12 protein-coding genes and 2 pseudogenes are annotated in these 17,769 nt (G+C 62.6%); 8 read left to right on the forward strand and 6 right to left on the reverse strand.

Going from position 1 to position 17,769, the window contains the following annotated elements; translation table 11 throughout:
• Positions 1–115 precede the first annotated feature (115 nt).
• The 6 genes and pseudogenes from hemW to SGCZBJ_RS04260 form a co-directional block, all read left to right on the forward strand.
• A complete protein-coding gene (hemW, locus tag SGCZBJ_RS04235; protein WP_101716773.1) occupies positions 116–1,267 on the forward strand; it encodes a radical SAM family heme chaperone HemW in 1,152 nt (383 codons plus the stop codon).
• Between the two features lie 55 nt (positions 1,268–1,322).
• Entirely contained in the window at positions 1,323–2,195 is an 873-nt protein-coding gene (rsmI, locus tag SGCZBJ_RS04240) for a 16S rRNA (cytidine(1402)-2'-O)-methyltransferase (RefSeq protein ID WP_101716774.1), read from the forward strand.
• Positions 2,192–2,596 (forward strand): YraN family protein, encoded by a 405-nt coding sequence (locus tag SGCZBJ_RS04245; RefSeq protein ID WP_101716775.1) that lies wholly within the window; start codon positions 2,192–2,194, stop codon positions 2,594–2,596. The genes rsmI and SGCZBJ_RS04245 overlap by 4 nt, the downstream gene beginning before the upstream one ends.
• On the forward strand, positions 2,593–3,408 hold the full coding sequence (locus SGCZBJ_RS04250) for a SirB1 family protein (protein ID WP_101716776.1): 816 nt from the start codon (positions 2,593–2,595) through the stop codon (positions 3,406–3,408). The genes SGCZBJ_RS04245 and SGCZBJ_RS04250 overlap by 4 nt, the downstream gene beginning before the upstream one ends.
• A gap of 127 nt (positions 3,409–3,535) precedes the next feature.
• A complete protein-coding gene (gene gshB, locus SGCZBJ_RS04255) occupies positions 3,536–4,489 on the forward strand; it encodes a glutathione synthase (RefSeq protein ID WP_101716777.1) in 954 nt (317 codons plus the stop codon).
• Between the two features lie 121 nt (positions 4,490–4,610).
• Positions 4,611–5,453 (forward strand): annotated as a pseudogene (locus SGCZBJ_RS04260) (ATP-binding protein); the annotation flags it as partial.
• A 129-nt stretch (positions 5,454–5,582) separates the two neighbouring features.
• Here SGCZBJ_RS04260 and SGCZBJ_RS25350 read toward each other — a convergent pair.
• Both SGCZBJ_RS25350 and SGCZBJ_RS04265 read right to left on the reverse strand, forming a co-directional pair.
• Positions 5,583–6,248, reverse strand: a complete 666-nt coding sequence (locus SGCZBJ_RS25350) for a hypothetical protein (RefSeq protein WP_133149185.1) — start codon at positions 6,246–6,248, stop codon at positions 5,583–5,585.
• The gene (locus SGCZBJ_RS04265; protein WP_165799234.1) at positions 6,245–9,217 is read right to left on the reverse strand and encodes an N-6 DNA methylase; all 2,973 of its coding nucleotides are present in this window, start codon (positions 9,215–9,217) and stop codon (positions 6,245–6,247) included. Before SGCZBJ_RS04265 ends, SGCZBJ_RS25350 begins: the two co-directional genes overlap by 4 nt.
• Positions 9,218–10,055: 838 nt before the next feature.
• Here SGCZBJ_RS04265 and SGCZBJ_RS04270 point away from each other — a divergent pair.
• Both SGCZBJ_RS04270 and SGCZBJ_RS25355 read left to right on the forward strand, forming a co-directional pair.
• Positions 10,056–11,744 (forward strand): recombinase family protein, encoded by a 1,689-nt coding sequence (locus SGCZBJ_RS04270; RefSeq protein WP_101716779.1) that lies wholly within the window; start codon positions 10,056–10,058, stop codon positions 11,742–11,744.
• 193 nt (positions 11,745–11,937) lie between these two features.
• On the forward strand, positions 11,938–13,725 hold the full coding sequence (locus tag SGCZBJ_RS25355; RefSeq protein WP_133149186.1) for a hypothetical protein: 1,788 nt from the start codon (positions 11,938–11,940) through the stop codon (positions 13,723–13,725).
• On the opposite strand, the gene SGCZBJ_RS25980 is transcribed toward SGCZBJ_RS25355, so the two are convergent.
• The 4 genes and pseudogenes from SGCZBJ_RS25980 to SGCZBJ_RS04290 all read right to left on the reverse strand — a co-directional run bounded on the left by SGCZBJ_RS25980 (position 13,722) and on the right by SGCZBJ_RS04290 (position 17,694).
• A complete protein-coding gene (locus tag SGCZBJ_RS25980) occupies positions 13,722–14,195 on the reverse strand; it encodes a hypothetical protein (protein WP_240621411.1) in 474 nt (157 codons plus the stop codon). The two genes, SGCZBJ_RS25355 and SGCZBJ_RS25980, sit on opposite strands and share 4 nt — an antisense overlap.
• A gap of 195 nt (positions 14,196–14,390) precedes the next feature.
• Positions 14,391–14,873, reverse strand: a pseudogene (locus SGCZBJ_RS26455) (TniQ family protein); the annotation flags it as partial.
• Complete coding sequence (locus tag SGCZBJ_RS04285; protein ID WP_101716782.1) at positions 14,873–15,769, reverse strand: TniB family NTP-binding protein; 897 nt, start codon at positions 15,767–15,769, stop codon at positions 14,873–14,875. The gene SGCZBJ_RS04285 and the pseudogene SGCZBJ_RS26455, both read right to left, overlap by 1 nt.
• Positions 15,769–17,694: a Mu transposase C-terminal domain-containing protein gene (locus SGCZBJ_RS04290; protein WP_133149187.1), complete on the reverse strand. Its 1,926-nt coding sequence runs from the start codon at positions 17,692–17,694 to the stop codon at positions 15,769–15,771. The genes SGCZBJ_RS04285 and SGCZBJ_RS04290 overlap by 1 nt, the downstream gene beginning before the upstream one ends.
• Positions 17,695–17,769 lie beyond the last annotated feature (75 nt).

Consider the following 17,769-nt stretch of genomic DNA (forward strand, 5'->3'; position numbering starts at 1 on the left):
GCCCGCCCTCGTCCTTCGACAAGCTCAGGATGAGGGCTATTTCAGGCGTCGCAGTAGAAATCCTCACCCTGAGCCCGTCGAAGGGCGGGGATTTCGGCGCCTCTGAGGCGGCCGCATGACGCCCCTCGGCCTCTACGTCCACTGGCCCTACTGCGCCCGCATCTGCCCCTATTGCGACTTCAACGTCGTGCGCGACCGGGGGCGGACGGACGAGCAGGCGGCTCTGGCGCAGGCGATCATCGCCGACATGACCGCCCAGCGGGCCATGACCGGACCGCGCCGCCTTTCGTCGATCTTCTTCGGCGGCGGCACGCCCTCGCTGATGGATCCGGCCGCCGTCGCCCGCGTCATCGAAACGGCCAGGGCCCTGTGGACCCCGGCCGACGATCTGGAGATCAGCCTCGAGGCCAATCCCACCGACGCTGAGGCCGGCCGCTTCGAGGCCTTGGCGGATGCGGGCGTGGCGCGGCTGTCGCTGGGGGTCCAGGCGCTGGACGACGCCTCGCTGAAGATGCTGGGCCGCAACCACGACGCCGGCTCGGCCCGCCGCGCCATCGCCACGGCCGCGCGCCTCTTCCCGCGCCTCTCGGTCGACCTGATCTACGCCCGCCCCGGCCAGACCGACGCGGCCTGGCGCGAGGAACTGGCGGAAATGCTGACCTATGGCCCCGAGCACGTCTCGCCCTACCAGCTGACCATCGAGGCCGGCACCGCCTTCGACCGCGCCGTCGGTCGCGGCAGGATCGTCCCGCCCGACGAGGACATGGCCGCCCAGCTGTTCGAAACCACGCAGGAGGTGCTGGAAGCCGCCGGCTTCGACGCCTACGAGGTGTCGAACCACGCCCGCGGCCCGGCCGCCCGCTCGCGCCACAACCTCGTCTACTGGCGGGGCGTCGACTATGTGGGCGTCGGCCCCGGCGCCCACGGCCGCCTGACGCTGGCCTCTGGCCCAATCGGCGGCAAGGTCGCGACCACCGCTCGCGCGAAGATCGCCGACTATATCGCCGCCGTCGCCGCCGACGGAACCGGCTTCGAGCGCGAGGACCTCGCCCCCGTCGAGGCCGCCGAGGAGCGCCTGCTGCTGGGCCTGCGCATCGACGACGGCGTCGCCTTCGCCGAAATGGCCGCTCTTGGCCTGTCGCCAGACACGCCCAAGGTGAAATCGCTGGTCGAGGCGGGACTTCTGGTCGATGACCCGGAGAGGTTGCGCGCCACGCGCCAAGGCCGGCTGCTGCTAGACCGGCTGACAGGCGTGCTCGCGACCTGATAGTTTCCTGTTTCGCGGGCCCTGGCCCGACCCACTCAACGGAAAGTACCGCCGCTTGAGCCGTCTGCTTCCCCCGCCCGTCCTGTCCGACGCCCCCCTCGCGCCCGGCCTCTACCTGGTCGCCACGCCGATCGGCAACCTGCGCGATATCACCCTGCGGGCGCTCGACGTGCTGGCCGCCTGCGACCTGCTGCTGGCCGAGGACACCCGCGTGACCGGCAAGCTGCTCTCGGCCTATTCGATCCGCACCAAGCTGGAGCGCCACGACGAGCACGTGGCCGAGCGCGCCATCCCGGCCATCCTCGAGCGACTGGAGGCCGGCGAGCGCGTGGCCCTGGTGTCGGACGCCGGCACGCCGATGGTGTCGGACCCCGGCTACCGCCTGGCCCGCGAGGCCATCGCGGCCGGCCATCCGGTGTTCCCCATCCCCGGCGCCTCGGCGGCCCTGGCGGCCCTGACCCTGGCGGGCCTGCCCACCGACCGCTTCCTGTTCGCCGGCTTCCCGCCGCCCAAGAGCGGCGCGCGCAAGACCTTCCTGGAAGAGTTCGCCGCGACCCGCGCCACCCTGATCTTCTTCGAAGGCGCCTCGCGGGTGGACGATACGCTGGCCGACATGGCCGCCGTGTTCGGCGCCGATCGCCCGGCCGCCGTCTGCCGCGAACTGACCAAGCTCTACGAGACCTGCGTGCGCGGCCCGCTGGGCGAGCTGGCCGTCGACCCGCGCTTCGAGGCGCCCAAGGGCGAGATCGTCATCCTCGTCGGTCCCGGCGAGGAGAAGGCCGCCAGCGCCGACGACGCCGAGGCCGCCCTGCGCGAGGCCATGACCCGCCTGCCGCTGGGCGAGGCCGCCTCCGAAGTGGCCAAGGCGCTGGGCCTGTCGCGCAAGGACCTCTACCGCCAGGCCCTGGCCCTGAAGGAGGCCGGATGACGGCCCGGCCGCTGCGCGAGGTCCGCAAGGTCCGCGGCGCGGCCGCGCGGCGCTCGGGCCGCCGCGCCGAGGCCTGGGCGGCCGCCTGGCTGATGCTGAAGGGCTATCGCATCCTGGGCTTTCGCCTGGCGACCAGGGCGGGCGAGATCGACATCCTCGCGCAACGCGGACGCGTCTTGATCGTTGTCGAGGTCAAGAGTCGGACGAGCCTGGAGGCGGCGCTGGAGGCGGTGGGCTTCGAACAACGGATGCGCCTGCGCCGCGCGGGCGCGCTGGCCGCGGCTTCGCGCGCCGGTCTCAAGGGCATGGCCGTGCGCCTGGACCTGTTGGCCATGACCCCCGGCAGGCTTCCCCGCCACGTGGCCGACGCCTGGCCCGACGACGGGAGGGCCTGGGCATGACCCGCGACGAGGCCGAGGCCATCCTGACCCGCGCCGGCGAGCTTGACGACGAAGCCTTCCCGCTGTTCGAGGCCGCCCTGGCCTGCGCCGCGCACGACGATCCCGACCGCGACGAGCAGCCGGCCCTGGATCTGGCCCGCTCGGCGGTCGAGCGGCTGAAGGCCCGCATGCAGAGCGAGTCGCCCGAGGAGGCCATCGCCGAGGCCATGGCCGGCGACCTGCGCCTGACCGGCGACCTTTTGACCTACGACCACCCCGACAACGCCGACGTCATCGCCATCGCCGAGCGCCGCAAGGGGCTGCCGGTGGCGCTGGGGGTGTTCTACATCCACGCCGCCCGCGAGGTGGGGCTGGACGTCAACGGCGTCGACTTCCCCGGACACTTCCTGCTGCGCATCGAGACCGACGAGGGGCCGCTGGCGCTGGATCCGTTCAGCGAGGGCCGGGTGGTGCTGCCTTCGGAGCTGTCGCGCCGGGCCCTGCGCACCGGCCTGATGCCCGACGTCGCCGCGCGCCTGGACCAGCTGATGGCCCCGATCTCGGACCGCGCCGTCTTGATCCGCCTACAGAACAACATCTTCGCCCGCGCCCAGCAGTCGCGCGACTGGGCCCGCGCCGAGCGCTCGGCCCTGCGCCGCGCTTTGCTCGACCCCACCGACCACCACCCCTGGCTCGACGTCGCCGCCGCCCGCGAGGGCCAGGGCGCCCTGGCCGGCGCGCTGCAGGCCCTGTCGCGCGCCCAGACCCTGGACGGCGGCGCGACGATCGCGGCCCGGGCCGCGCGGGAGCGGGTGAGATTGAGGCTGAACTGACACCCTCTCCCCCTGCGGGAAAGGGATTTAGCGATCGCCCCTCGCAATCGCCCCGCTTCGACTTAACTAGACACCAGCGCCGCGGAACCGTGTACCTGTGCGGCGTCCAGAAAGCCCCGGAGTCGTCATGTCGCTGAGAGTCGCCGTCCAGATGGATCCCGTCCTGGGGATCAACATCGACACCGACACCACCTTCCTGATGATGATGGAGGCCAAGATCCGCGGCCATAAGCTGTGGTTCTACACCCCCGACAAGCTGTCGCTGGAGGACGGTCGCGTCTTCGCCCGGGCCCAGCCGCTGGAGGTGTTCGCGGAAAAAGGCGCCCACGCCAAGCTCGGCGAGACCGTGCTGCTCGACATGAAGGACGACGTCGACGTGGTGCTGATGCGCCAGGATCCGCCGTTCGACATGGCCTACATCACCGCCACGCACTTTCTGGAGAAAGTGCATCCTCACACCCTGGTGGTGAACAATCCGGCCGAAGTGCGCAACGCGCCCGAAAAGCTGTTCGTCACCGATTTCCCCGGCGTGCAGCCGCCGACCCTGATCACCTCGGACCACGAGGCGATCTACGACTTCCGCGCCCGTCACGGCGACATCGTGCTCAAGCCCCTCTACGGCGGCGGCGGCTCGGGCGTGGCTCGTCTGCTGGCGGACGATCCCAATCTCGACGCCCTGCTGGAGCTGCACGCCATGATCGGCCGCGAGCAGGTCATCGCCCAGAAGTTCGTCCCGGCCGTGAGCAAGGGCGACAAGCGCGTGCTGCTGGTCGACGGCGAGCCGGTCGGCGCCATCAACCGCGTGCCGGCCGCCGGTCAGGTGCGCTCGAACCTGCGCGTCGGCGGCCGCGCCGAGGCCGTCGAGCTGACCGCCCGCGACAAGGAACTGTGCGCCATCATCGGCCCTGAACTGAAGAAGCGCGGCCTGCTGTTTGTCGGCATCGACGTGATCGGCGACTACCTGACCGAGATCAACGTCACCTCGCCCACCGGAGCCCAGCAGCTCAAGCGGTTCAGCGGCATCGACGCCGCCGCGGTGCTCTGGGATCGGATCGAAACCATCCGATCAACCCCTGCTTGAGGATCCGGCCGTAGACGACTGAATCGTCACACTTTCCTGAAATGTTCGTTTTTTGTTCTTGCTCCGAGCCGACAACCATGCTTGGCTTGTGGATAAGTCGAACGTTGTTTCAGAGGGAACGATGGCGGCAAAGGTCGTCACGGTTGCGTTCGAGGGCGTCGAGGCGCGCCGCGTCGACGTCGAGGTGCAGCTGACCGGCGGCGTCGTCGCCTTCGCCGTGGTCGGCCTGGCCGACAAGGCGGTGGCCGAAAGTCGCGAGCGGGTGCGCGGGGCCTTCGCGGGGCTTGGCCTGTCGATGCCGGGCAAGCGGATCGTCGCCAACCTGGCTCCCGCCGACCTGCCCAAGGAAGGGACCCACTTCGATCTGCCGATCGCCTTGGCCCTGCTCGGCGTCATGGGCGTGATCCCGCCCGACGCGCTGGACGGCTGGGCGGCCATGGGCGAGCTCTCCCTGGACGGCCGCATCGTCGCCTGCGCCGGCGCCCTGCCCGCAGCCATGGCGGCCGGGGCCATGGACCTGGGCCTGATCTGTCCCGAGGCCTGCGGCCCCGAAGCCGCCTGGGCCGGCGGCACGCGGATCCTGGCCCCGCGCTCGCTGGTGGCGCTGATCAACCACTTCCGCGGCAGCCAGCTGCTCGGCGCCCCCGCCCCCGGCCCGGTGATCGAGGGCGAGCGCGCCAAGGACCTGCGCGACGTCAAGGGCCAGGAGCAAGGCAAGCGGGCGCTGGAGATTGCCGCGGCCGGCGGCCACAACCTGCTGTTCGTCGGCCCGCCGGGCTCGGGCAAGTCGATGCTGGCCCAGCGCCTGCCGGGCCTCCTGCCGCCGCTGACCTCGCAGGAACTGCTCGAGACCTCGATGGTCCATTCGGTGGCCGGGCTGATCGCCAGGGGCGCGCTGACCCGCGCACGGCCGTTCCGCAGCCCGCACCACAGCGCCAGCATGGCCGCCCTCACCGGCGGCGGCTGTGATTTCTTTAACTGAATGAGAATTCTGGAAGGGGATGAGACAAATGTTTCAGTGATGCCCATGCCGGGGTTTCTCAATAATGAGAGTGCGCGCGGAGAGCCTCGCCAGATCCGTCGCCGCTCGAGCTTAACGCTCCAGTAGCATGTGACCCACAACGATCGTACTTGCCAGGCAATGGGTAGGACGATTGTGCTTCGTATCGAAGGCGAGCGCGCCATACTGTGAAGGATCACCATAGGCAGGGTGAGTGATTGCCTGAGATGATAGCTCCGATGCGACTTTCGCCTCGCTCAGGTAGGCACAGAGCTTAGTCTTTTCGGTGAGCGCGCACCCAGCGACCATTCCGACCATGATGCCAACGTCCGCGTTTGGCGAGTACTTGCCCGATGAAAATCTACCTACGCCTTCCGTCGCGTATTTCTTTCTCAACGGCCGTTTGTTGTCGAGCCGTTTGAACTCAAGGACCAACTCTGGACCAAATTTCGCGGCGTAGAGGAACTTAATGTCGGTACGCCCTCTCGCTTTCGGCATGCCTTGGGGATCAAGTTCCACATCCGTCGCCTCGTAAACGAAGTGTCCCCAGACTACCCCAGCTTCCTGGCGTTTATTTTCGTCGTTCAGCGCGTGAAATAGCCCCGCAACAAGGGTTGTCTCATGCTTTGCCGCCCACCAGGTCGGCCCCACTGACTTTTGCTCACACCAGATGGCGCGCACATATTCCAGGAACTGGCCGACTTCCGGCTCGGGGAACAGAGTTTCCGCCGCCGTCGATGTCGCAAGAACCCGCCTCAAGCAGCGTTTACCTTAGTCGCCCGGTCGCCGACCAACATTGCGACCACTTCATCAGCGTCGCGGAGCGCGGCGCTCCTGGTCCAGAAGCGCATGCGGGAAGGCTTCACTAGATAAACGTCGTCAGCCCAAATGAAGATGGAATTTGGCATGGAGAAGAAGTCGATCGCTCTTCCTTGTTCAGCCTCCGCGGCGATAGCGTCGAGCAGTGCTGGGATAGACGAACCGTGGGGAGGCCCACGCTCAACGTCGGCCACGCTCTCTGAGAGAGCGACATGCACAACGTCAAGAGGTGTTTTAAAACCGCCCCGCTCCACCAGACTGGCACGAATCGCACCTTTGCCGTGACGGCTCCAGGCCTTAAGCCCGTGTACAAGTTCGCCGAGGTAAGCGGCCTGTGCTTCCGTTGTGGGCTTCTCTTGTAGCGGAGTATGTAACTCGGCATAGCTCGTGGGCTGGAGGCTATAAGCAACCAGCTGCACCATGTCTTCGATCAAGGCACGTTCGGCTTGCTTTAGGCCGAAATAATCGAAGACCAAGTGGTCGAGCTTGTTCCGAGCATCTTCGTAGTAGCTTTCAGAGAATATTTGCCCGTGCGGCGTATCAAACGCAGAGATTAACGCCTCAGCCTCACCGAGTATCTTGCGCACCAACTCTTTATCCGGATGCCTTTCAGGGTGAATAAAGGGGAGAGATTTTATCTCTTTTACAGTTACACGCGCACGTTCAGCGGCTGCAGAATAGCCAGTTAGGATTAGCCAGTAGCTCGCAAGGCTTGACCTAAGGTAGCATGCAAGAAACTGCGCGATGGCATCGCCGCCTTTCCCAACGCCAATCGCCCCCACGCCTGATGGGAAGCAGAAACGAAGATTAGTATAGGCCGCTCTAATTTCGAGCTCCGGCGACGTACCGTCAGGCCACAGGACCCTTGGCCCGTCGTAGAGCGCGAAATCGCCATAACTGGCAACGCCGTCGCTAATAGGAAGGGCCTGCAGCGAGAAGCCAGATACGCTCAATCGGGGAGCGTTCAACTCCCTAGTAGCGAGGAACGGATACTGTGCAAGCGGCTGATGATCGACTGACTTTCCGCCGTCGCGCTTGTGGTATCCTTTGCCGACCGGCCATTTCTCTTTTCGAATGCAGTCGTTCAGATTGGGCAGCGCAGACAGCCGATAGAATAGGGCCTCGTCGCGCTGCCCACCCCAGAAGCGACGTCTCAGCTCATCATTGCCAGCAACTAAGGATGACCTCGGGACTGTGATCTTGTCGTAGTCATGAAGGGTCAACCGGTTGAAGGCGAAGCTGATGTCGCACTTCGGCATTAGGTATTCGAATTCCCCCTCGACACGGCCATCGGTGAGGCCCGGTCGGTTTGTCGCAACCAGAACCGTGCAGGCATGTTCAGCCTGCGCAAAAAGGAGCCGGCGAAAATCGGCAAGATTCACCATCCGCTCGAGCTGAACTCTTGTCGTGAACTGGCGGAGGAAATCGGCGTTGGTCGGCGCCGTGATTAGCGAGGTCGGCAATATGAGGGCAATACGCCCGCCCGCCTTAGCAGCTTCCGTTGCCTTAGCCGCGAATGCTGCAGCGATCTGTCGGTGGGGCATCCGCACCTTATTTCGCGCCGCCCAACCCGAGGCATTTATACCCTCATCGGCTCGAAGCTCGCGCCACGGCGGATTGGATACGACAACGTCGAATCCGCCGGAGGCGGAGAACGGGTTCGCGTCAGAAAAGAAGTCGCCCTGCTCCTGTCCTTCGACAATGTTTTTCCCAACAAGCTTGGGGAGTTTGCACTCGTGGTCCTGTTGGAGCCGCAGCAGGTCACGCGGCGAGAGCCGTTCGAGAAGACAAAGGTAAAGGCTGAAGGCAGTGACGCGACAAGCAATCCGATTGACATCACCACCGTAGATTGTGCTCTCGAGTAGAGAGATCCGCTCTCCAATCTCTAGCGCTCGCCCCAAGTTAGCCTGTCGGTGAGCGACGATCTTGCGAAATGCAGTTGTGAGAAGAATTCCAGAGCCGCAAGCACCATCATACAATTTTAGAATTGTAGGATCGTCAAAACCTGCCAACGCATGAGTTATAGCAAGCTCTGCCAGCACCCGAGGGGTGTAGTACGCCCCGTCGATTTTCCTTTCATCCTGAAGGAAAGTCTCATAAATCCCAGAGAGAAGCTCCACGGGAATTTGACTGAAGTCATAGTTCCAAAAGTCGGCTTGCCCTGTCCCCAGATCGACGCGTGATAACAAGCGGCCGACAATTGTAAGGGCACCCTGCGGAAGATCCGCCCAGGTAATTTCCGATGGCTCTAGGAAGTCCCCATTGAAGTCGATTTTCAGCTGCGCGATGAGCTTGTCGATATCCGCGCCGTTGCTCGCGACCACGAACTCGCGCAACGTCTTTAGGTCATGGGCGAGGCGGTAGTCATCGCCGACTATCCCGCGATGCTCTAGGTAGGAGATGAACAAAACTTGGGCGAGCAGCATCTGGGCATCGATTTGCCGTGAAATCAGAGGAATGTCCCCCGACGTCAACTGCGTCACCGCGTTTGAGAGTTGCCTTAGAAGATCCCGATCAACGCGTCGGCTGGGATCAAACCAATCCTCAAGCCGTTGCTGGAGCTCAGATGAGAGCACCTCACTAGCCGACCACGGCCCGTCCGACTTTGCATCCGCCCTGCTCAGCGCATCATAAACAAGGGCATTCTTCCACTTCGGGACCGAGTACGCCCTGACCTCTTCATCGGAGATGACCAGTAGAGCGGAGGCCAAGTTCTGGTTCCAGAGCCGCTGACGCACCGCGTCTACCGCTTCAACCGTCGGCACGCGTGCCGCCTCGACGAAGCACACCGTTGGCGTCTCCTCGACCAAGAAGACCGCATTTATCCGGAATTCACCGTCCTCGCGCAGGAGATCGTGGAGCTCAGCCGCATACGCCCGCGCACCGACCTCAGCGGGATCAGAGATCAAGGCGTCGCCAAGCCGATCGTAGCCGAGGGCTTGCAGCCATGCTTTTAGGGGTGCAGCCGCCATGCTAGTTAACTCTGCCAGAGCGCTTTGATACAGGCAAGAGTTATTTAGATTCAGGCGCTTCCGCCGAATTTCTCAATTAGACGAGCAGCTTAGTGCTACGTGAGTGAGATGGCGCAGGCGCTTGATGGGCTTCTTGCTGTGCGCCGCTCTAGCGCGTGATCATCATCCTTTCAAGATCACGCCTAGCGCACGGAATGATCTGCCGACCAGCAGGTGGAGCGGTCACCGCGACCGGCGCACGTCCGCAATCTGCTCGGGCCACGCAGCCTCGGCTGCGGTGCTCATTAAGCGATCGACGACATTCCAATGCCAAATCACGTCGCAAGCGGTTGGAGCGCTGCCGCCGCGAGCTTCATTGCAGGCCCCCGTGCTTGAGTAGGCCGTTCCAAGGCTCCTAGGGCCGCCCAGGTTTTTGGGATCAAAATGGTCGAAGGTCGGATATGACCAAGCGCCCTTCGGCCCCTTCCTCGCCAGCCGATGCTCCGGCCGCAGCGAGCACAAAGCCCATGCTGGGCCCAATGCAAAATCTGGCGCTGTCGTCGCCGCTGCCGGACGCTCGCGCTCAACCGAGAAAACCCCGATAGCCAATTGGTTCGCCTGCGGTGCCGCCGCTGATTTCCGCGCCTGACTATTGACCGGCTTGAGGCACCAGCCAACAGGACCCCTCGGACAGGACGTGGAATGACATGTTTCGCGGAAATCCACCCTCCGACGACCTGTTGAGCGCTGTCGCCCGCTGGTATTCTGGCGAGGGGGGAACCTGCGGAGGTTCACCATGGCAGACGGCTTCAAACCTGCGCTCATTCCGGCGGCGCAGTACCTGCGGATGTCGAAGGATCACCAGCGCTACTCTATCCGCAACCAAGCGCGCGTAATCGCCGCTTATGCCGCCGAGCGCGGCTATACCATCGTCAAGACGTACACTGATCCCGGCGAAAGCGGCCTGACGCTCCGCGAACGCACCGGTCTTCAAGCGCTACTTGCTGACGTGATCAAGGTGGAGCGCCCATACGAGCGGCTGCTAGTGTTCGATGTCAGCCGATGGGGCCGCTTTCAGTACCTCGACGAAGGCGGCCACTACGAGTTCATCTGCCATGCGGCAGGGGTCTCCGTTTCTTACTGCGCCGAGATGTTTGAGAACGACGGCTCGCCGATCATGGCGTTGCTCAAGCAGTTCAAGCGCTACCAGGCAGCGGAATTCAGCCGCGACCTCTCCAGCAAGGTACTGTACGCGCAGCTCCTGCAGGCGAAGATCGGCCACAAGCTGGGCGGACCGAGGCGATACGGGTTCGAACGTATTCTGGTCGATGAACATGACCAGCCGATTCAGAAGCTAAAGCCTGGCCAGACAAAGGCCTTCAACAACCAGCGAGTCGTCTATGCGGTCGGCCCGGAACACGAGGTGAAGATCATCCGGGACATGTTCACCTGGTATACGCGCGACCGCATGAGCTTCCGGGGAATCGCCCAGCGGCTGAACCAGATGGGCGTTCCAGCGGGCGATCACCCAACCTGGGGCGAGGCCCGCGTCCGGCACCTGCTCACCGACGAGCTGGTCCTCGGTATCTATGTGTTTAACCGCACCACCCAAAAGCTGAAATCGAAGCGGCGGAAGAATGCGCCGGAGGAATTGGTGAAGACCAAGATCCTGGAGCCCATCATCAGCCGCACCCAGTTCGAGAGCGCGGCTCGGCGACGGAAAATACGCCGCCACCATGTGCCGCCGGAGGAGAACCTGGCTGCGGTGGCGCGCCTATTCAAAGCGAAGGGTTATCTCACCGGCAAGCTGATCGACGAGTGCCCTTACGCCCCGAGCCAGCACGTCCTGCTTCAGCAGTTCGGTTCGATCCACCGCGTCTATGAGTTAGTCGGCTTTGAGCCGTCCGGCTGGTGGCGCCCGCCCGGCCAGGAGCGGCCTACGACCAAAGAGGAGATGCTGGCGGCGCTGCGTCGCCTCTTCGAGCGCGATGGTTATGTCACCGAGGCGACCATCAATGCGGAGCCATCAGTCCCAAGCGCGCCGGACTATCAGTACAAGTTCGGCAAGCTCACCAACGCGTATCGGTTGGCGGGCCTGCCCTACAAACAAGGTGATCTCCAGCGGCTCGGCTTTGAGCGGTTGCGAGCGCGGCGCGCTGGCGAGCCCCCCCGGAGGATCAGCTTGCCGCGCTGGTCGGAGATCAGCGAGCGGTACACCGACGAGGAGTTGCTGGACTGTTTGCGGCGGCTGCACCGCGAGCACGGATACGTTACCGCAAAGGTTATGCGCGCCGACCCAGACACCCCGACGCCGGTGGTTTTCATTCATCGGTTTGGCACGCTTATCAACGCCTATGGCCAGGCCGGTATCGAGAACCGACGGTTCAACATTTGGAGCCGAGCGGCGCGAGCTCGCGCCGAAGTGGCGGCGCAACGCAAGGCAGGTACGACGGCGGCGTCAACTATCCAGCCCCGCATAACGTGATCGCACCATCTCTGCAGGACCTTCCCCTCGGTCCTGCAGGATTGTTTATGAAGGCAAGCCCGGAGACACCTAGCGGCCTCCTAATCCGCAGCTTCTTCCAAGCCAGAGTGGGAAATAGGTAATGCTTGGCATGCAACGCTAAGTGGCGGCGTCGCATGCGCCATGACCCTCAAGATTTAGCAACGCTACGACGATGATTGTCGACTACCCGGAACTCAAGGCGTTCAGCGGCCCGATGATGGTCGTGGGGCATGGGCGCACGCGACGCAGCTCACAGCGTGAGGCTTTAATCGATGTGATCTTCGCCCCCGCACGATGGTGGCGGAGAGCGCAAACCGAACCGGTCGAGCAAAAATCTGTGGCGGTGGAAATCGGGATCGGACATCTGGCCCATTTCCCGGTTGGAAGAGTTTTTGAGCCAAACAAGGAGCCTTTCGACGAGGTTCATAGTCACTTTCTCAGCAAAGACCGCGTCAAAGTTAAAGTACTCGGCTCCGCTGCAAAACGAGCGAAAGCCCAGCTCGGCACATCAGAGCCTCGCTGGTTTGATAGAGATGAGTACTTTGCACCTCCATACCCGACGAAACTAATCTCAGATGCACCGCTGTTCAACCTCGACCTCGAGACATCTGGCCACAAAATCTTCGTCTCTCCAGTCGAACTCGTCCGAGCATTCTACGGACTAGATAGCGGCCTGCTTCGCCTTATTGTCGAGGGCGGAATCCACAATTCCGCGACTACACCCGAGCTCTTGATTGACCTCGACGCATGTTATCGAGATGCGGACAATCGGGGCACGGTTTACATCAAGGCCTACCGTGAACTAAGCCCGCTGGAAGTTCGCTTCGCCGTCCGAGTGGCAGCGGATGATAGATTAAAAATAGCATTTAGGCAGGTATTTGCGAGCTTGCAGCAGAATGGATGGATCCACAATCCCGCGTTCATAAATACCATTTACCCATTTGAAGGACACAGCACTTGGACATGCTCCCTGAGGTGGATAACCACCCGAGATGGACATGCAGCGCGCAACCGCTGCCTGGTAACGCGCATCCATGCGATCGAATATGATCTTGGTATTGATCAGGTAATAGTTAGCTATCCGGTATTCGAAGACGTGTTTGACGAAGGCGTGTCTCCCAAGAAGTACGTGTTCGACGCCCCTCGCAGCCACACCGATCGCTTAACGGCCATCAGCGGTGGCCCCTCCTCGCGCTTCATACCGCCGATCGAACGCCGGGAAGGTATCGCTGAGTCCGGGGACCCGTGGACGACCATTATGGTCGGTGTCCCACAAGAGAGTCATCGTCGTGTATCGATGCTGCCGCGAGAGATCGACGAGCTTGTTGAATACGGATCTACGGGGAGCTTCGGTCGGACGCGGAAGGCGACAGCAAAGATGAGGACGACAACCGACGCCCCACCTGAAGATCTGGCGCGCGCGCCGCATCCACACCTCCTACTCACGGCCGCCGCTTTGGAGAGCGCGGCAACGGGAATGGGGTGGTCGTTTGAGTGGGTAAAGCCTAGCACCGGCCCTGGATCAGATGAATCGGATAGGCTCCATCGCTATCCAGACTTCTACCGAGCAGGCTCGAAGCCAGAAGCGCTACCTTGGAGTAGGCTTAGGAGCGGCCTGCAACGGCGCGCCTTGGTGTGTCGCTTGAAGATCGATAGGCGCATCGTGTTTGCGATCGACGCCGAGCACGAGATCGTCACCACCGATCGGCGCTCACAACAGGACGGTAACAGCAGAATTGGCATTCTCGTTCTTCGTCCGGGTGATGACTACTACAGGCGAGAAATTGACGCCACGCTAGGTGCGCAATCCTTTCACCGCGGCGTCTGGCGCCCGTCCATGTTCAATGCGCATCTACTCGCCCAGGTACATGAAGAAACCTGGTTCCAGGACCCAGCGATCTACGCCGAGAAGCTCAAGGATCGACTGATCAGAGCTGTTGGCGCCGCGCCGCGCGGTTAGTCCTCATTGAAGACATCCCAAACGGCCTGACAGTCTCCAACTAGGTTGCGCAGTTCCTGCCGCCCATGGCCAGGCCGCACACGACGGAGGTACATTTCCGCCGCGCGGACTTCTTCCCGTGCCGGTGTATAGAAACCCGCCCCCAGGTGCTCATCCACAATCGATGCGAACGCAAAAGGCAGCCGTGGCCGATCGCGTGTGGCCCAGGATCGCCAGAAGCCAGCTTCTCGGGCTGCCGCCACAAAGCGCGTCGGCCAATCTTGAAGCGCCAACGCGACCAACGACATAAGCCGCCTGCGATCGTCCGCGCTCAAAGTCTCAACGTCATGACAAACAGCGAGAAACCCTGGCGCCTGCGCCACCGAGCCCGAAACGGAAATGCGCAGCCGCTCAGAACGAGCTCCGGAGAAGAGCACCCGCGCGACCTGTCGGACCAGTTCGAAATAGAGATGGGAGTAGGGAAAGGTCACGCGCCCGAGCTCAGCCCACCCTCGCCGCAGGAATTCTTCATGGCGAGCTTGCAGAGCGGCTAGGCCTGGCGGAGCTGCTGCAGCATCAACGGTCCGCAGATCGGTCCGACATGTAGCACATAGCCAAAGGTGCGGGGCACGGTGAGGCTCTAGCGGCGCGGCGCAGCTGGGGCATCTGTCGAGCAAGATGCATCCGTGGCGGCAGCAGACCGTCGACCAGGCTAGGCGCCAGATGCGTCGATAGTAGGAAATCGGTTCCTGAAGGCAGGCCGGACAAAACTGAAGGCCGGGCTGATGACGGCGTCGGTGGCGCACGCCCAGAGGCATGATCCAGTTGGTTCGGCCAGCCATGGTGTATCGCTCGACAAGCCGGCCTTCGAATTCTGCGAGACTGGTCCCCCATGCCGCCTCGAGAGGCGTATCCGTGAGGGCGGCCATCCCGGCGACAAGAGATGGTGGCGCGAAGTTATCGATATCACGCGTCAGAATCTGAAGGCTTCTTCCCCAGACGGCGTTGCCGAGCGCGAACGGCTTTAGCCACATGCCGGCAGCGCACCGAAGAAACCACGACGACAAAAGTTCGTCAGAGCGAGGCCTTGATCGATATGGCCAGCGCCGACGGCGCCCGTTCTCGATCGCGCGCCGCCATTCGGCATCTGCGCGATCGAGCGGAGACATCAGTTCAGCGGGCGGATCATATCGAGTTCGATCCGCTCCTTGCCGCTCAATGCCGCTGTAATCGCGGCCTGCTTCAGGATTTCTGAAAGCTCACCGATTATACCATCGCTATACGCGAACAGCCTGTTGGCGATTTCCGGCTCGAACAGGCGCGACGGCTCGGCAAGTGGAATGACCCGCTCAAAGCTGGTGAGCAGCTTGGCCCAGTCAGCGGTCTGTTTCCATCGCTTCATCTCGAAGCGGGAAAAGCGGCGGTGTAGCTGGTCCTCCTTGCGAAACACCTGATCGACGCTCGCTGTACCCGCGACGACGAACGGTATGCCCGTCTCATTGGTGATGTGCTTTATGACGACGTTGAAGTGAAGCCGCTGATCGAAACGACCTGACAGCGCATTGTGGAACTCGTCCATGACGATCACGCGCACCTGGCAGGCATATATGAGATCCTTCACGCGGCAGTACTTGTCGGCCAAGGACCTTAAGCTCTTGGCGTCATAGCCGAAGGCCTCAAGCATGGCGTTGTAGAGCCGGGTCTCATCTCCCTTGGGCGGAGTATCGAACAGGAGGACGGGAAGTACCGCCCATTCGCCAAGTTCGGCGGGATCGCCCTCCTCTACACGTCGCGCCGCCCGGTCGTTCACCTGTCGGGCCCAACGCCGCAGCGTCGTTGATTTTCCGACGCCGGACTCGCCGTGGAGTAGACCGTTACGAGGCCGTGAGGACCTCGGCGACGCCAACATCTGATCGAGCCACTGATGGATATCTTTGGCTTCGCGATGCCCAATCCATAAGTCCGGCCATCGTCCTAGGATACGCTCCTCCATCGGCAGATCGAGCAAGGCCCGTGCCGAAGGCACCAGATGGGCGCCGCGTTCGATGTGGTCCGGCTCGGCCATCAAATGTCGAGCTCATCGAAAACATTCGCGTATGGATCATCCGGTGCTTCAGCATCGCCAATGGTCTTTTTCATGCCTATTGCCAATGCTGCTGTAACAGGTGGGTAAGCTTTTGGCTTTGCCGACGCGATGACTGCGGATTCGCGCGACTTGGCCTTTTCCCGCTGCCTTTGCTGCGCGCGTTCCTTGCGAACTTTCGTGGTGAGCTTTCCCGCCTCCTCGATCCTCTTTTGGCGTTCGCGCCTTTCAGTGATGAAATCAAATATGTCCCCCTCAGCGAAATCCTTATCGATATCGTTGAAGTGACGGATCGCGGCCTTTGCTTCCCACTGGCTGATCACGGGAGCGCCGTGCCGGCGGTATGGCACAGTGAGGTATCTCTTGTTGTCGGGATCGAAGACGTAGACCTCCGAGATGTCGCGCGGGTCCCTACGGACAATGAACTCTCGCCTCGGCTCGTTCGCGTGGCGCTGCCTAACCGCGACCAGTTCGGTGGAGTCATAGAAGATGTTGTCGATCCTAATCCCGTAGTCCTGAACGGTGCGGGTGATCATCGGCATCAACTCCTTGCGAAGGAGATCGAGGTCCTTAGGCTCATCAGGAAGGGGGCGTATCTGTTTGCCATCTTCGAAGAAGTACGAGCGCCACTTCTGCAGTGGCGTCAGGCCGCCAAGCTCCTTGCGCTTGGTGTTGGTGTGTTCCTTCAGGACGCTTAGTAAGTGAAGCTCGAGGTCATGAAGCGTCAGCTTGGCTGTCTTGCTGGAGTTGCGGGTCTGCCGCTCCTTCGTGTTCGAACCAGTGGCGCCGGGAAGACCTTTGACTTTCCAGGCGAGAGTCCCGAAGAACCGCTCAATGTGTGGCCCATACCGCGGCGTCTTGACCTTTCGGTTCACCAGCTCGGCGGCCACGCCCTTGAGACCGTCTTCGTCCGCCAGGAACCTACGCAACATTGAGCCGCGAAACTCTTTTGCGTTGTCGAGGTGGAGCATCTTAAGCATGCCCCACACCGGCCACTCCATGTCGAAGCCGACTTCCTTCAACCAACGCTCTTTGCGGGTCATCCCGTGAAAGATAGCCAAGCCGGCGTTGTTGGCGCCTGTGGGGTCAAGCGAGAGATGGTAGCCGTATGGCATCATCGTGCAGACATCGATGGCCAAGGCCAAGAGGGCGCCTCGGCCAATGACCTCACGGTCAACGTCGTCCACGATCTCCACATCATAGAGCCAGTAGTCCATCTGAACACAGCCAAGCGGTTCGTCTCCGAATGGAAATTTGCCTTGCATCCGCTTGCGCGCATCGTGCGCGGCCCGTTTGCCGTGCCGCTTTTCAATTACCTCCACCGAGTCCAGGCGGTGGATCCGCTCATAGAAGGTCGCCAGCGACGGCGGCCGCAGACGCGCATTGCGGAAGGCGTCGAGGAGGAAGTCGTCATAGACCTCCTTGGGAGGTCGCTGACGCTTGTTCATGTAGTGGTCGCCGATGACCTTGGACATGAGCGCGTCGCGCTCAGGGGCCATCCTGGACTTACCGCGCCCGCCATTTGGCCTCTCGCGCACTAAGCTAAGAGGATTGCCGTCCCACCCCTGGATACGGCGCCATACTGTCGACTGTCCCACCTTCAGGACCAACGCTGCGGCGGCGACAAAAGCCGACCGCTCACCGCGCGGGACCTTGGCATCGAGGAGATCTTTCAGCGCTTCGTACCAGCGATAGGCCTCTTCCAGCTCGGCCGGCGAATAGTCGTCGACTGGCCGCGAAACGCTTTGCGGGTTATCCTTGGGATCGAGATCGGCGGCGCCGACGACCTTGTAGCTCCCGTCTGGGAAGCAGACCATGTACTGGTCAAAGTCGATGATACTGACGAACGTGGCTCGCCTTCCGCCCACGCGGGTCTCGGCGCCAATCTCAATCTTCCAACCTGCCACAGCCCAACTCTACGTTCAGCGGAGTTTGCCCGTCTATACAGCTTAGCCGTCGGCGACGCGATGCGCCGACGGCCT

This window comes from Caulobacter zeae (genome assembly GCF_002858925.1).
GTDB lineage: Bacteria > Pseudomonadota > Alphaproteobacteria > Caulobacterales > Caulobacteraceae > Caulobacter > Caulobacter zeae.

Bases quoted from the DNA above. Each gene is read 5' to 3' on its own strand.
- SGCZBJ_RS04250 (WP_101716776.1), top strand. From the start codon at position 2,593: ATGACCCGCGACGAGGCCGAGGCCATCCTGACCCGCGCCGGCGAGCTT.
- SGCZBJ_RS25355 (WP_133149186.1), top strand. From the start codon at position 11,938: ATGATTGTCGACTACCCGGAACTCAAGGCGTTCAGCGGCCCGATGATG.
- hemW (WP_101716773.1), top strand. From the start codon at position 116: ATGACGCCCCTCGGCCTCTACGTCCACTGGCCCTACTGCGCCCGCATC.
- SGCZBJ_RS04285 (WP_101716782.1), bottom strand. From the start codon at position 15,769: ATGGCCGAGCCGGACCACATCGAACGCGGCGCCCATCTGGTGCCTTCG.
- SGCZBJ_RS04245 (WP_101716775.1), top strand. From the start codon at position 2,192: ATGACGGCCCGGCCGCTGCGCGAGGTCCGCAAGGTCCGCGGCGCGGCC.
- gshB (WP_101716777.1), top strand. From the start codon at position 3,536: ATGTCGCTGAGAGTCGCCGTCCAGATGGATCCCGTCCTGGGGATCAAC.
- SGCZBJ_RS04270 (WP_101716779.1), top strand. From the start codon at position 10,056: ATGGCAGACGGCTTCAAACCTGCGCTCATTCCGGCGGCGCAGTACCTG.